Annotated in this window: 9 protein-coding genes and 1 rRNA gene; 6 read left to right on the plus strand and 4 right to left on the minus strand. The window is 60.5% G+C overall.

The annotated features are described in order from the left end of the window. On the minus strand, positions 1-1,847 hold a 1,847-nt coding region (locus tag A0O30_RS27465), incomplete at its 3' end, for a retention module-containing protein (protein WP_146256334.1). Positions 1,848-2,810: 963 nt separating this feature from the next. Between A0O30_RS27465 and A0O30_RS27470 the strand changes: the two genes are divergently transcribed. Together A0O30_RS27470 and A0O30_RS27475 are read left to right on the plus strand one after the other, a co-directional pair. Then, on the plus strand, positions 2,811-4,967 hold the full coding sequence (locus A0O30_RS27470; RefSeq protein ID WP_105948831.1) for a type I secretion system permease/ATPase: 2,157 nt from the start codon (positions 2,811-2,813) through the stop codon (positions 4,965-4,967). 7 nt (positions 4,968-4,974) lie between these two features. Beyond that, positions 4,975-6,333 (plus strand): HlyD family type I secretion periplasmic adaptor subunit, encoded by a 1,359-nt coding sequence (locus tag A0O30_RS27475; protein ID WP_156868235.1) that lies wholly within the window; start codon positions 4,975-4,977, stop codon positions 6,331-6,333. 149 nt (positions 6,334-6,482) lie between these two features. Here the strand turns inward: A0O30_RS27475 and lapD are convergent, their stop codons facing one another. Both lapD and lapG read right to left on the minus strand, forming a co-directional pair. Then, positions 6,483-8,429 (minus strand): cyclic di-GMP receptor LapD, encoded by a 1,947-nt coding sequence (gene lapD, locus A0O30_RS27480; protein ID WP_105948832.1) that lies wholly within the window; start codon positions 8,427-8,429, stop codon positions 6,483-6,485. A gap of 10 nt (positions 8,430-8,439) precedes the next feature. After that, positions 8,440-9,201, minus strand: a complete 762-nt coding sequence (gene lapG, locus A0O30_RS27485) for a cysteine protease LapG (protein ID WP_177337141.1) — start codon at positions 9,199-9,201, stop codon at positions 8,440-8,442. A 205-nt stretch (positions 9,202-9,406) separates the two neighbouring features. Here lapG and A0O30_RS27490 point away from each other — a divergent pair, with 205 nt between their 5' ends. The 4 genes from A0O30_RS27490 (at position 9,407) to A0O30_RS27505 (ending at position 14,252) form a co-directional block, all read left to right on the plus strand. Further along, complete coding sequence (locus A0O30_RS27490; protein ID WP_105948833.1) at positions 9,407-10,096, plus strand: GntR family transcriptional regulator; 690 nt, start codon at positions 9,407-9,409, stop codon at positions 10,094-10,096. Positions 10,097-10,207: 111 nt separating this feature from the next. Next, positions 10,208-10,711, plus strand: coding sequence for a sigma-70 family RNA polymerase sigma factor (locus A0O30_RS27495; RefSeq protein WP_105948834.1), 504 nt, complete (start codon positions 10,208-10,210; stop codon positions 10,709-10,711). A gap of 4 nt (positions 10,712-10,715) precedes the next feature. Then, positions 10,716-11,672 carry a FecR domain-containing protein gene (locus A0O30_RS27500; RefSeq protein ID WP_105948835.1) on the plus strand — a complete coding sequence of 319 codons (957 nt, stop codon included), beginning with the start codon at positions 10,716-10,718 and terminating at the stop codon, positions 11,670-11,672. A 114-nt stretch (positions 11,673-11,786) separates the two neighbouring features. Next, the gene (locus A0O30_RS27505) at positions 11,787-14,252 is read left to right on the plus strand and encodes a TonB-dependent siderophore receptor (RefSeq protein ID WP_105948836.1); all 2,466 of its coding nucleotides are present in this window, start codon (positions 11,787-11,789) and stop codon (positions 14,250-14,252) included. Between the two features lie 66 nt (positions 14,253-14,318). Here the strand turns inward: A0O30_RS27505 and rrf are convergent. Continuing rightward, positions 14,319-14,434 (minus strand): 5S ribosomal RNA (rrf, locus tag A0O30_RS27510). Positions 14,435-14,493: the final 59 nt, after the last annotated feature.

The following is a 14,493-nucleotide window of genomic DNA, read 5'->3' on the forward strand; positions in this document are numbered from 1 at the left end:
AGGGTCACGGTCACTGGCGTCTGAGCCGGGTTGCTCAGGGTCACGGTGTAAGTGATCACGCCGCCTTCGGTCACCGACGGGCTCGCCGTCAGGGTCGCGGTAGTGTTATCGACCAAATCGTTGATCGTGGTCTGAGCCGGGGTCGGATTCGGGATCAACTGCTCGAAGTTGCCGCCAGTGGCGTTCTCGATGGTGACGCTAACGGTCGAACCGTTGTTGTAGACATCGTTCGCCGGAGTCTGGAAGTCGACACTGCCCTGGGTCTTGCCGGCCTCAACGGTGATGGTCTGGCCGTTGGACAGGGTGATGGTCACCGGTGTTTGAGCAGGATTGCTCAGGGTCACGGTGTAGGTGATCACGCCACCTTCGGTGACGCTTGGCGAAGCAGTCAGGGTCGCGGTGGTGTTATCAACCGAATCGTTGATCGTGGTCTGAGCCGGGGTCGGGTTCGGCGTCAGTTGCTCGAAGTTACCGCCAGTAGCGCCTTCAATGGTGACGCTGACGGTCGAACCGTTGTTGTAGACATCGTTCGCCGGAGTCTGGAAATCAACGCTACCCTGAGTCTTGCCGGCTTCAACGGTAATGGTCTGGCCGTTGGACAGTGTAATGGTCACCGGTGTTTGAGCAGGATTGCTCAAAGTCACGGTGTAGGTGATCACACCCCCTTCAGTCACGCTTGGCGATGCGGTCAGAGTGGCAGTCGTGGTATCCACCGAGTCACTGATTACCGTCTCAGCCGGTGCAGGATTAGGCGTCAGTTGCTCGAAGTTGCCACCGGTGGCACCAGTAATCGTGACGCTGACAGTCGAGCCGTTGTTGTAGACGTCGTTCGCCGGGGTCTGGAAGTCGATGCTGCCCTGGGTCTTGCCTGCCTCGATGGTGATGACCTGCCCATTGGACAGGGTCACGGTTACCGGCGTCTGGGCAGGGTTGCTCAGGGTCACGGTGTAGGTGATGACGCCACCTTCAGTAACGCTTGGCGAAGCAGTCAGTGTCGCAGTGGTCGTATCGATGGTATCGGTCACTTGGGTAACCGCCGGCGTTTGCGGCAATGTCACCGTCAAACCGCCGCCACCGGTAGCACCGGTGACGGTCGCCGAGATCTGCCCGCCGTCGATATACGGTGTATCGTTCGCCGGGACCACGACATTGACACTACCGCTGGTCTGCCCGGCCGGAATGACGATCACGGCGCCATTGGACAGGGTAATGACCAGGTTGGTAGTCGGTGCCTGTCCAACCGTGGCGGTATAAACAATTACGCCACCCGCTTCGCTGATGGAAGGAGTGGCGCCAAGGATCAGGTCGGTAGCAACGTTGGTGTCCGTCGTCGGCGTGGTCACCAGGTTGTTGTTGGGGTCACCCAGCAGGCCGACTTCTTCACTGTCCAGCGTGGCTGCAAAGCCCAGCCCTTCAGTGGGGAATCCAACTGTGGGGTCAACCCGGCCCGCCGTTTCTTCGAGCATCACGAAGCTGTGACCACCACCCAGCGCGCCACCACCGCCTGCGGCCGATGGACCGGCTGCGGTAGCTTCAAGCTCGGTAGTCGGGTCGACACCTGCAGCGATCGCCTGCTGCAACTCTTCCACCGACGGCGCGGCCTGTGCGGTCGCCTGGCTCAGGTCGGTGCTGCTGTCAGGCGTATCGGCGCTCCACTGGCTGTCACGGCCCAGGTCAAGCAGACGGCCATCGGCCAGTTCCAGAGTCACCGCACCGCCTGGACCAGTGAGCACTTCCTCACCTGCCAACAGGCGGTCCCCCTCGATGAGCACACGACGAATGCCCTCTGGGGATACCGCAATAACCTGGCCGACAATGCTTTTGACGATGGCTACAACGCTGCTCATTGGACTCTCCGTGTGACCCGATGGGTACTTCCCTGCCAGAGCGGCACTGCAAGCCACTTCAGGCGGAACTTATGTCGATGTTCTCTTGACGCTTTATTGCGTCAATATTCCGTCTATAACTTTTTGAAACCGCAATACTGCCAAAGTATTGACCTTATACAGGCCATCCTAAACAATCGGCAATGTAATGTCACATTGATATTTGTACCTTAGCCAACCGTTTGCCGAGGACAAATGTCGTACATCATCGAAAATGCGCTGGCCATTAAGTTCAGCAGCCTTTTCCACATACGGGCAGATGCCGTTACACACGTTAAAAGCACCGTCCATCGGCTACCGTCAAGGTCGTTGGCGTCAACATTCTGGTCACTCCCGTTGCCCCAGGCCCGTGCGCGTTTACAAGCACAAACCTTGCCTGAAGTCGGCCGGAAAAGGGTTTGAAACCCAGGCAGAATCAGGGCTGCACTCATGCCCTCGCCAACCAAAGCCTGCTACTGACCGAGGCCACCAACAACGATTTACCGCAGATCAAACAGATAGCGAACCCGCACGCGAATACTGGCATGGGAATGATGGCAAACCATCGGTGATTACAGAACCACGGTTCAACGTGCAAACGCACTTCGTGCGATGAATTTTAATGATCTGTCCGCTTTAAAACGTCAACAAATCAGCGCCTGTTTACTGACAAGCCCGCGAGCCGATCATTCACCCACACGGCGTTGTCTTGATGGCAGGCTATGCTGCACATGAACCGGATCCCGAACAGGATCAGAAATGAAACAGTCACCGCATGGCAGCGTCTATGCAGTAGCAATAACGACGTAGAATTGTTTACTCAGTATCGATTCAAGGCGACCATTGGCCAGCTGCCTCGCAGCACCATTGAACGTCAGGGTGAGCCGACAGACCTGAACGGCGGCACACCCACCCCACCCACCACAAGGATGAAGAGAGCGCCGCGTGGAATCTGAAGTCAGTCGAGTCCAACTCAGCCACGATCCACGCAGTCAGCATGACGATCCCTTGCTGGATAGTCTGCTGAGCCTGTGTGTCCTGCACCAGAAACCCGCCAGCCGGGTCATGCTGACCACGGGCCTGCCGCTGCCCGCCCAGCGCCTGAGCCCCGAGCTGCTGCCCCGCGCCGCCGCCCGGGCGGGCCTGCAAGGGCGCCTGCTGCAACGCAAGCTGGAGCAGATACCGAGCATCGCGATGCCGGCCATGTTGCTGCTCAAGGAAGGCCGCAGCGCCGTCCTGCTGGGCTGGGAAAATGAAGATACCGCACGCCTGCTGCTCAGCGAGAGCGACGGCGGTGAGGTGCATGTCAGCCGCGAAGCCCTGCAAAGCGACTACAGCGGCCGGGTGTTCTTTGCCCAGCCGCAACACAAGTTCGACGTCAATCACGGCAACCTGATCCCACGCGCGAAGTCGTGGTTCCGCGACACGTTGCTGCGCAGCAAGTGGCTTTATATCGATGCCATCGCCGCCAGCCTGGTGATCAACCTGATCGCCTTGGCCGCGCCGTTGTTCGTGATGAACGTGTATGACCGCGTGGTACCTAACCAGGCTACGTCGACACTTTGGGTGCTGGCCGTCGGCATCGCCGGCGCCTACATCTTCGACCTGATCCTCAAAGGCCTGCGCGGCCTGTGCCTGGACCTTGCCGGCAAGAAAACCGACCTGATCATTTCAGCAACGCTGTTTGAACGCATCGTCGGCATGTCGATGAAGTACCGGCCGGCACGGGTGGGCAGCTTTGCCCAGAACATTCACGAGTTCCAGGGGCTGCGCGACTTCCTCGCGTCGCTGACGCTTACCAGCCTGATCGACCTGCCTTTCACCATCCTGATCCTGGTTGTCATCGCCATCATTGGCGGGCACCTTGTATGGATCCCGGTCATCGCCTTCCCACTGGCCCTGGGCATCGGTTACGCCCTGCAGCGGCCGCTGATGGCGACCATGGAGCGGACGATGGCCCTGGCCTCGGAGCGCCAGTCCAGCCTGATCGAGACCCTGGCCGGCCTGGACGCGGTGAAGGTCAACAACGCCGAAAGCGAACGCCAGTACATGTGGGAGCAGACCCTCGGTACGCTCAGCCGCCTGGAGCTGAGGGTGAAGGTGCTGTCTAGCCTGGCGATGAACATCACCCTGCTGATCCAGCAACTGGCGGGCGTGGCGATGATCTGCGTCGGCGTGTACCTGATCATCGATGGCAACCTGAGCATGGGTGGCCTGGTGGCCTGCTACATGCTCAGCGGCCGCGCGCTTGGCCCACTGGGCCAGCTGAACGGCCTGCTCGCCCGCTACCAGCAGGCCAAGGTGACCATGGTTTCCACCGACCACATGATGGAGCTGCCGCAAGAGCGCAACTTCGAAGAGCGCCCGCTGAGCCGCAAGGTGCTGCAGGGTAGCGTCGAGTTCCGCGGGGTCGACTTCACCTACCCCAACCAGCAAAACCAAGCCCTGAAGAACATCAACCTGACCATCCGCCCCGGCGAGAAGGTCGGCATCATTGGCCGCAGCGGCTCGGGCAAGAGCTCGCTGGCCAAGCTCATCGTTGGCCTGTACGAGGCCAATGGCGGCTCGCTGCTGGTCGATGGTGTGGACATTCGCCAGATCGACGTCAGCGAACTGCGCCACAACATCGGCTATGTACCGCAGGACATCCAGCTGCTGGCTGGCACGCTGCGCGACAACCTGGTCAGCGGTGCCCGCTACATCGAGGACGAACTGATCCTGCAAGCTGCCGAGCTGGCAGGCGTGCATGAATTCGCCCGCCTGCACCCGGACGGCTACGAGCTGCAAGTGGGGGAGCGTGGGCAGAACCTGTCCGGCGGCCAGCGGCAGAACGTTGCCCTGGGGCGTGCGCTGCTGCTCAACCCGCAGCTCCTGCTGCTGGACGAGCCGACCAGCGCCATGGACAACACGGGCGAAGAACGCCTCAAACAGCGCCTGCAAGCCGTGGTGGAGGGCAAGACGGTGCTGTTGGTCACGCACCGTGCCTCGCTGCTGTCGCTGGTGGACCGACTGATCGTGATCGATCGCGGACAGATAGTCGCCGACGGCCCGAAAGCCGCGGTCATGGATGCGCTGAAGAAGGGGCAGATCAGTGTTGCATAAGCTGGATATGGGGCAATTCAAGGATGGCCTGCGGCGCTATTTCAAGGGCTCCGACTCACTGGGCGGCCAGCCGCTGCCAGAGGTGAACAAAGCCCTGATCGAGGATGCGCCAAGGGTGGTACGGCTGACCATCTGGGGCGTCATTCTGTTCTTCGTGTTCATGATCGTATGGGCCAGCGTTGCGCCCATCGATGAGGTCACGCGGGGCGAAGGCAAGGCTATCCCGTCTTCCAAGGTGCAGAAGATCCAGAACCTGGAAGGCGGCATCGTCGCCGAGATTTTCGCCAAGGAAGGGCAGATCGTAGAAGTGGGCCAGCCACTGCTGCGCCTGGACGAAACCCGTTTCGCGTCCAACGTCGGTGAAACCGAGGCAGATCGCCTGGCCATGGCCCTGCGGGTCGAACGGCTGAGTGCGGAAGTTCAGGACAGCCCGCTCAAGATCGACGAAGCACTGCGCAAAGCCGCACCCAGCCAGGCAGCCAGTGAAGAGTCGCTGTACCAGAGCCGGCGCCAGCAACTGCAGGACGAAATTGGCGGCCTGCAGCAGCAGCTGGTCCAGCGCCAGCAGGAACTGCGTGAATACAGCTCCAAACGTGCCCAGTACGCCAACAGCCTTGAGCTGCTGCGCAAGGAAATCGGCATGTCCGAACCGCTGGTGGCCACCGGTGCGATTTCCCAGGTAGAAGTGCTGCGCCTGCGCCGTGCCGAAGTTGAAAACCGCGGCCAGCTTGACTCCACCGCACTGGCCATCCCGCGTGCCGAGGCCGCCATCCGCGAGGTGCAGAGCAAGATCGAAGAAACCCGTGGCAAGTTCCGCAGCGAAGCATTGACCCAGCTGAACGAGGCACGCACCGAGCTGAACAAGGCGACCGCCACCAGCAAGGCACTGGACGACCGGGTACACCGCACCATGGTCACTTCACCGGTGCGCGGTATCGTCAAGCAGCTGCTGGTGAACACCATTGGCGGGGTCATCCAGCCAGGCAGCGATATCATCGAGATCGTGCCACTGGACGACACGCTGGTCATCGAAGCGAAAATCCTTCCCAAGGACATCGCCTTCCTGCACCCAGGCCAGGAAGCGACGGTGAAGTTCACCGCCTATGACTACACCATCTACGGTGGGCTCAAGGCCAAGCTGGAACAGATCGGTGCGGACACCATCACCGATGAAGACAAGAAGACCACGTATTACCTGATCAAGCTGCGTACCGATCGCAGCCACCTGGGGACTGACGAGAAACCGCTGCTGATCATTCCGGGGATGGTGGCCACGGTGGATATCATGACCGGCAAGAAGACCATCATGAGCTACCTGCTCAAGCCGATCATGAAAGCGCGTTCGGAAGCATTGCGCGAGCGGTGATGATCCTGGCCACTGCTTGATAGTGGCCCTTCTGGCCCTATCGCCGGCAAGCCAGCTCCCACAGGTACTGCACTAGCCTTGAGGTCGCCGCAGTACTTGTGGGAGCTGGCTTGCCGGCGATGAGGCCAGGACAGCCAACACACAATAATTCAGCGCCAGGGCGCAGGTTCGCCAACCAGCTGCCCCTGAATCCCGCCTACACCCATCTCCTTCAACACCAGCCGCTCCCCTTCCGTCTCGACCCGCTCGGCAATCAACGGCAGATCGATGCTGTGTGCCGCGCGCTGGATCGCTTCGATGAACAGGCGTTTGTGCTGCTCTTGGTCGATGTTGCGGATATAGCTGCCATCAATTTTCAGATACGCCAGGCCCAGGTGCGCCAGGTTGCCGATCATGCTGAAGCGGCCGCCGAAGCGCTGCAGTGCCAGACCAAAGCCAAGCGCGTGCAGGCGCCGGGTCAGGTGTTCCAGGGCAGCCTGCTCAGGCAACTGCTCCTCACCAATTTCAAACACCAGCCGAGGCCCCATGGCCGTGTTCTGGCCCAGCAGCTCGAAGACGCGCTGCAGGGCCTTAGGGTCGGCCAGCGTGGCGGCCGACAGGTTCAGCGCCAGCACCTGGTCATGCCCACGCAAGTGCGCCAGCACTTTCTCCAGCACCAGCACATCCAGCCGTGGCATCCAGCCAAAGCGTTCCAGCCAGGGCAGGAAGCGGCCCGCGGGCAAAGCCTCGCCCTGGCCATCCTTCAAGCGCGAAATCACTTTGTGGTGCAGCACCCGTTGTGCCGTGCCGGAGTCCACCACAGGCTGGAAGAACAGTTCGAAATGCCCGTTGATAAAGGCTTGGTCAAGCCGCTCATGCCAGTCGTGCTGGCTGTCCGCCGCAACGGCAGCCACGCCTTGTTCAAGGCACACCCAGCCTGGCGTCGGCTGGTTTTCGGCACGGGCCAGGGCTTCGTCGGCAAGCTTGAGCAACGCCTGTGGTGCATCACCGGGGCTGAACGGCGCAAGGCCGATGCAGGCAACCGGGTCGATATCACTGGCGCCGGTCTCGTGCAGGCTCTGCAGCGTCGCTTCCAGCGCCTGGGCAAGGTGTACCGCTTCCTCATGCACCATGCCCGGCGCCAGCACGGCAAACTCGCCGCCACGGCTGCGGGAAATCAGGTCGTTGGTTTCCGGGAAACTGGCACAGGTACGGCGCAACTGCTCACCCACAGCTTGCAGCAACTGGTCGGTGCGCTGGCCACCCAGGCGGGCGTTCAAACCCGCCAGGTCTTGAACGCGCAGCAACAGCAGGTAACCCGCGCGCGCTTCTTCCAGGTTGCTCACCCGGGTGTTCAACTGCATCTCGAAATAGCGGCGGTTGGACAAGCCAGTCAAGCTGTCCTGGTACGACTCGGCACGCAGCCGCTCGCTGCGCTCGGCCTGCTCGGTGAACAAGGCCTTGAGCTTCTCGACCATCTGGTTCATTGCCTGCACCACGCGGCGCAACTCCGGTGTACGCGGCAACTCGGGCAGGCTTAGGAATTCGCGACGGGCAATGGCGTGGGATTGCTCGACCATGTAGTCCAGCGGCCGCAACTGGCGGCGCAGCAGCAAGGCGCCGAGCACGGCACTGGCGGCACCGCACAGCAGCAGCCAGCCCAGGCTGCCCAGGGCGCTTTGCCAGAGCTTGGCAATGGCGAACATCGGGTGGCTGATCACTTCAACGCGCGCGGCCTGCTGCCAGCCACGGCTGACGATGGCGTCCCCGCCGGCTGCCTCCAGGCCGATCAGGTGCACGAACCAGCGCGGTACACCGCCAGGGTCCGGCTCGGCGTGGCGCTCCACCAGCACGGCATTGGAACCCAGGTCGACGACCTTGATGCTGGAGTAGTAACCACTGTCGAAGATCGAACTGACCATCAGCTCGACCATCGCCGGGTCGTCGATATTAGGCGTCAGTGACAGCGCCAGTGCGGTCGCGGCATCCTGGGCATGCGAGCGCAGCTGGTTGACGTACTGGCTGCGCGAGCTTTCCAGGCTGACCATGAAACTGCCACTGAAGGCGACCACCAGGAACAGGCAAATGGCCAACAGCAATTGTTTGAACAGTGACATCTGTGCTCCTTCAGTAAACAGGCTCGGCCGGGAACCCTTCGGCCTGCATTTTTTTCAGCAAATCCTGCCAGCGTGACAGCCGCTTGGTATCGCCGACCTTCTTGTTGCCCGCGGCCCCCGTCAGCCACAACCCCTCGCCATTGAAGGCGTATACCGGCAACAGGTCGGTACGCTGGCTGGCCGGCTTGATGGCGTCCATCAGGCTATCGAGCACCAAAGGCTGGGCCTGTGGGCTTGAATAATAGGTCAGCACCATATGTGCCCGGTTCTGCCGCAACGCCTTTACGTAGGTGATGCGCAGTTTTTCGCTGGGGATGCCCATGCGCCGCAGGCTGAAATATTTGGCGATGGCGTAGTCTTCGCAGTCCCCGGCGCCCTTGATCAAGGCCTGCACCGGTGTGGCCCAGTAATCGACCTCATGCCAGAGGTCGATGTCTTCGACATAGCGCAATTGCTGGTTGAAGAAGCGGTTGACCACTTGCAACCGCTCAAGCTCGCTCCCCTGCTTCTGGGTAGCCATCAGGTTCTGCCAGGCATCGATGCGCCCCTTCCCGGCCCCCAAGGGGCCATACAGGGCCTGTGACTTGCGGCTGATCTGGGAAAAATCCCAATCCGCGTGCAAGCCGCCCAGCAGCAGACTGCCCAGCAGCGCGGCAAAGCCGACACATCGCACAACGGTTTTGAGCACCCAGGATATCGCCACTGCGAAGCCCTGTTCAGACCAGTCGAAAGCAGCGATGGTGGGCCCTGCCACAACAAAAGACAATGGCACGCTGCAATCATGCACCCGCTTGTCAGCCCGCCTACACTTTCTGTTTATAACCTTCTATAGGCCGCTTCCTTTGGCAGGCGACTTCATCCACCATAGCCGCGCTTTTGGGGCGCCCGTTCCATTACAGGTGCAGGTTTGACAATTCCCATGGGCTGTAACTAGTGTCATTGGATCCAACTTTAGTCATCGTTGAGGCAGACGTCGCGTGGCCGAGAAAATCAAATTGAGCAATGTGCTGGCCAGCGAGCAGCTGTTGCCGCACCAGGCCCGTGGCGTGATCGAAGAACGCCTGCGTAGTGCCATTCTCGATGGCCGCTTGCCGCCAGGTACTGCCGTGCGCCAGCAAGAACTCGCCACCTTGTTCGGCGTCAGCCGCATGCCCGTGCGCGAGGCCCTGCGCCAGCTGGAAGCACAATCGCTGCTGAAAGTGGAAATGCACAAAGGTGCGGTGGTTGCGCCGTTGATCGGCGAAGATGCGGTGGACACCTATGCCCTTCGTGTACTGCTTGAGAGCGAGGCATTGCGCCAGTCCATCCCGCTGCTGGATGCCAGCGACATCGCCAGCGCCCGTGGGTATATCCAACTGTTGGAAAACGAAACCCGCCATGCCGAAATCGGCCGCCTGAACCGCCTGTTCCACATGTCGCTGTACAGCAAGGCGCCAAATAAAAAACTGCTGCGCCTGATCGAGAACGAACTGAACGAAGAAGAACGCTTCCTGCGTTTTCATCTTTCGTCCATGGGCTTGGGCAAGCTCACCCAGGATGATCACAACGCACTGGTGGATGCGGCCAGTGACAAGCTGGTGGATGAGGCGGTAGCAGTGCTGGAACAGCACCTCAATAATGGCGCACGGGTAATCCGTAATTACCTGGATACGCAGTTAGGGCGTTAATCCGTCGCCGGCTTCAGGGGCGACGCGAGCTGATGGGTTGCAAATTGATTCGGCCCCGCCAACAATGAGACTAATTATCATTCATGTCCATTGATGCCGGCGCCCTCCTCCATGCCCAGCAACGACTGCGTGCAAACGCTCTACAGTGACCACCACGGCTGGTTGCACACCTGGTTGCGCGGCAAGCTCGGCAACGCCGCCGATGCCGCAGACCTGGCCCAGGACACCTTCGTACGCCTGCTGCAGCGCCGTGAGCAGTTGCAGCTGAATGCTCCCAGAGCCTTCTTGCGCACGGTAGCGCGTGGGCTGGTAATCGATCACTGGCGCCGCGAGGAGCTGCACAGGGCCTACCTGGAGGCGCTGGCCCATGTACCGGAAGCGCAGGTCCCCTCTGCAGAAACCCGCGAGCTGCTGCTGGAGTTGCTCGAGCGCATTGCACGCATGCTCGACGGCCTCAAACCCAAGGTACGACGCGCCTTCCTGCTGGCCCAATGCGAGGGGCTGAAGCACCAGGCCATCGCCGAACAGATGGGAATCTCCGTCCGCACGGTAGAACGCTACATAGCCGATGCGCTCTACCACTGCTACGTGCTGCGCTACGAAGACGAGTGCTGAAGCGATGGCCGCCGCACGCCCTGATGCAAAAGTGGTCAAGCAGGCCATCCAGTGGATGCTGCGGCTTCGTGAAAGCGGGCATGACCCGGCTCTACAATCAGAATGCGCACAATGGCGCAATGCTCGGCTCGAACACGAGCAAGCCTGGCAACGGCTTGCACACCTGTATCAAGACCTCGACTTGCGTGCCATACCCGGTGCCGGGCTGGCGTTGCAAACCCTGGAAACCAGCCAGCAACGCCTGCACAGGCGGCAGGCGCTGAAGCTGCTTGGCGGCATTGTCATGGCGGGGTCGGCAACATGGCTGGCCAAAGACATCGATGCCGTCAGTGCATGGGCCTCGGACTATGCCACCGGCACGGGCGAGCGACGCGCTTTCACGCTGCCCGATGGCTCACTGATGCAACTCAATACCCACAGTGCAGTGGACCTGGCCTTCAGTGACCTACAGCGTCTGGTCCGCCTGAAGCACGGGGAGCTGATGATCACCTGCGGCCCTCGGCATTCCTTGCTGGTACAAACACGTGACGCGCTGCTGGAAGGCTTCGAAGGGCGCTTTGTGGCCTACCAGGACAGCGACTGTACGCGCGTCAGCGTCAGCCACGGCAAAGTCGCGATTCATCGACCTGGCAATGGCCAGCTGCTGTGGATCGAAAGCGGCCAGAACTGGCGCCTGGATGCTCAAGGCGCGCACCGGCTCGCACACATGGACATGGATGCGATGGCTTGGGCCGAAGGGCTGATCGTGACCCAGGACATGCGCTTGGCCGACTTCCTCGCGCAGGTCAGCCGTTATCGTCATGGTTATCTGGGCTGCAGCGAAGAGGTTGCCGATCTGCGCCTGTCGGGCGTGTTCCGTCTCGAAGACCCGGAGCAACTGCTGCAGTTGCTGCCGCAGACGCTGCCCGTAAAGCTTCGTCAACGTACACGCTGGTGGGTACGTGTAGAGCGCCTGGCCTGATAAGGCCTTATCGATTTCTGGCGGGTTTTGAATCCCGGTCCGGCTAGGACAGTAAGCGACCCCTTCTGCCCTCAACCCTTCAACGGACCCTTCATGTCTATCAACCCGGTGTTAATGCACACGCTCCAACCAAATGATCTTCGACCTGCCCTGCAATCGGTACGCTTACGCCAAGCCATCCGGGCTGCCCTGTTTGGGACCGCCTTGGGCCTGGCAACCGCTTCGCAGCTTTCCGTAGCAGCTGAAACGGCCCAAGTGAGTCATCACTACGCAATCCCGGCCGGCCAGCTTGTCGACGTGCTCAATCAGTTCGCTCGCCAGGCCGGCATTACCCTGTCGAGTACACCTCAGCTTACCGATGGCCTGCAGTCCAGGGGCCTACAGGGGCAGTACGCTAACGATCAGGCGCTGCGCCAATTGCTCAATGGCAGCGGCCTGGAGGCCGTCAGCCAGGACGGACGTAGCTATGTGCTGCAGGCACGGCGCCAGGACGCCGCACTGTCATTGCCCGACACTGATATCCGTAGTTTCACCCTCGGCAATGCACTGGGCAGCATGGAGGGCTACAACGCCACCCATAGCCAGGTGGCGACCAAGACCAGCATGCCGTTGGTCGAGACCTCGCAATCGGTGTCGGTGGTTACCCGCCAACAGATGGATGATCAAGGCTCGCAGACCGTTGCCCAGGCCATGCGTTACACGCCAGGGGTACTGACTAACCCTTACGGTGCGACCCACCGTTACGACTACGTGGCCATGCGCGGCTTCAACGACGGCTCTGTGGATAACATTTATGTCGATGGGCTCAAGTCCATGGGCGACAACGGCACCTACAGCACCATGCAGGTGGACCCGTACTTCCTTGAGCGCATCGACATTCTCAAGGGGCCATCTTCGGTACTGTACGGGCGAAGCTCACCGGGTGGCCTGGTAGCCCTGACCACCAAGAAGCCACTGTTTACTCCCTACCATCAGGTTCAGGCCACGGTTGGTACCCAGGGCCAGCGGGGGACGGGTTTTGATTTCAGCGGCCCTGTGGACGATGACAAGCGTATCGCTTATCGACTGACAGGCCTGGCGGATGCTTCCGACACACAGTTCGACCACAGCAAGGAAGAACGCTACGCCATTGCACCGGCGATCAGCATCGACTTCACCGAAGACACGTCGCTCACACTGCAAGCGTATCTGCAGCACGACCCTAACGGTGGCTACCACGGCGGCAACCCTGCAGACGGCATGCTGCACAAGCGCAACGGCTTGCGCCTGTCAGACCATTTCTTCGAGGGTGAGCCGGGCATCGACAACTACGAGCGCACACAGCAGTCCTTCAGCTACCAGTTCGAGCACCGTTTCAACGATGTGTTCACCGCACGGCAGAACTTCCGCTACCAGGATTCCGACGTATCCATGGACCAGGTGTATTCGGCCGGTTGGGCGGACGCCGACAGCAACATTCTCAACCGTGCCTATACCGGCGGCGACGAGCGCCTGCATTCGTACATCATCGACAACATGCTGCAGGCCGAATTCTTCACGGGTGCTGCCAAACACACCCTGCTGCTGGGCACCGACTACCAGCGGCGCAAGGCTGACGTCACTTGGCGTTATGGCACCGTCGACCCGTTGGATGCCGGGAACCCGCAGTATGGCAATGGCAACCTTCAGGTACTAGGTGAGAACCGCTACCTGCGGCGTTTGCAGCAAACTGGCGTGTACCTGCAGGACTTGGTAGAGCTGGACCAGTGGCGCTTTTCTTTGGGGCTGCGCCAGGACTGGGTGAAGGTGTCTGAAGAGAATCGCGACAGCGATACCAAGGTCAGCGATCAGCGCTCCAAAATGACTACCCGGGCCGGGGTGCTCTACCTGTTCGAGAACGGCATTGCACCCTATGTCAGCTACTCGGAGTCGTTCAACCCCAACACCGTGTCCGACCAGGAAGGCCGTCCGCTGGCACCGACGGAGGGCACGCAATGGGAGGCTGGCATCAAGTACCAGCCACCAGGCAGCGACAACTTGTTTACCGCATCGGTATTCCGTATCGAGCAAGAGAACCTGGCGTCCAAGCAGCCTGACGAAGACTTCTATCGCCCTGTAGGTAAAGTACGTTCCCAGGGGCTGGAGCTGGAGGCGCATGTGCAACTGACCGACAGCTTGAAGCTGTTGGGTGGCTATACCTTTACCGACATCGAGTACGCCAAGGCGATGCCGAGCCTGGTGTCGGGCAACCTGGACAACAAAGGCAATTCACCAACCCAGGCGCCGAAGCAGATGTTCTCGCTGTGGGCCGACTACAACATCCACCAGGGGCCCCTGGATGGCCTGCGATTGGGCGGTGGCATGCGGTATGTGGGGTACAGCTGGGTGGATGCGGAAAACAGCATGAAGGTGCCTTCCTACACCTTGTTCGACGCCTCGATCGGCTATGACCTGGGCAAGGTCGGGCTCAAGGGTGTGGATGTGCGCCTTAACGCCAACAACCTTACCAACGAAAGCTACATCACTTCCTGTGCCAGCCTGAACTACTGCTACATGGGTGAAGAGCGCAACGTCAGCGCCACGGTCAGCTATCAGTTCTAACGGTTATTGGTACCCGGAAAAGACAAAGCCCCTGTCTGCAGCGCAGACAGGGGCTTTGGGTTTGAATCTTGACGATGACCTACTCTCACATGGGGAAACCCCACACTACCATCGGCGATGCATCGTTTCACTGCTGAGTTCGGGATGGGATCAGGTGGTTCCAATGCTCTATGGTCGTCAAGAAATTCTGTGTGCTGGCCCGTCAATCGGACGTGCCTGCGAATCTCTGTAGTTCCTACTT

Source organism: Pseudomonas sp. LLC-1 (assembly GCF_002992185.1).
GTDB classification, from domain to species: domain Bacteria; phylum Pseudomonadota; class Gammaproteobacteria; order Pseudomonadales; family Pseudomonadaceae; genus Aquipseudomonas; species Aquipseudomonas monteilii.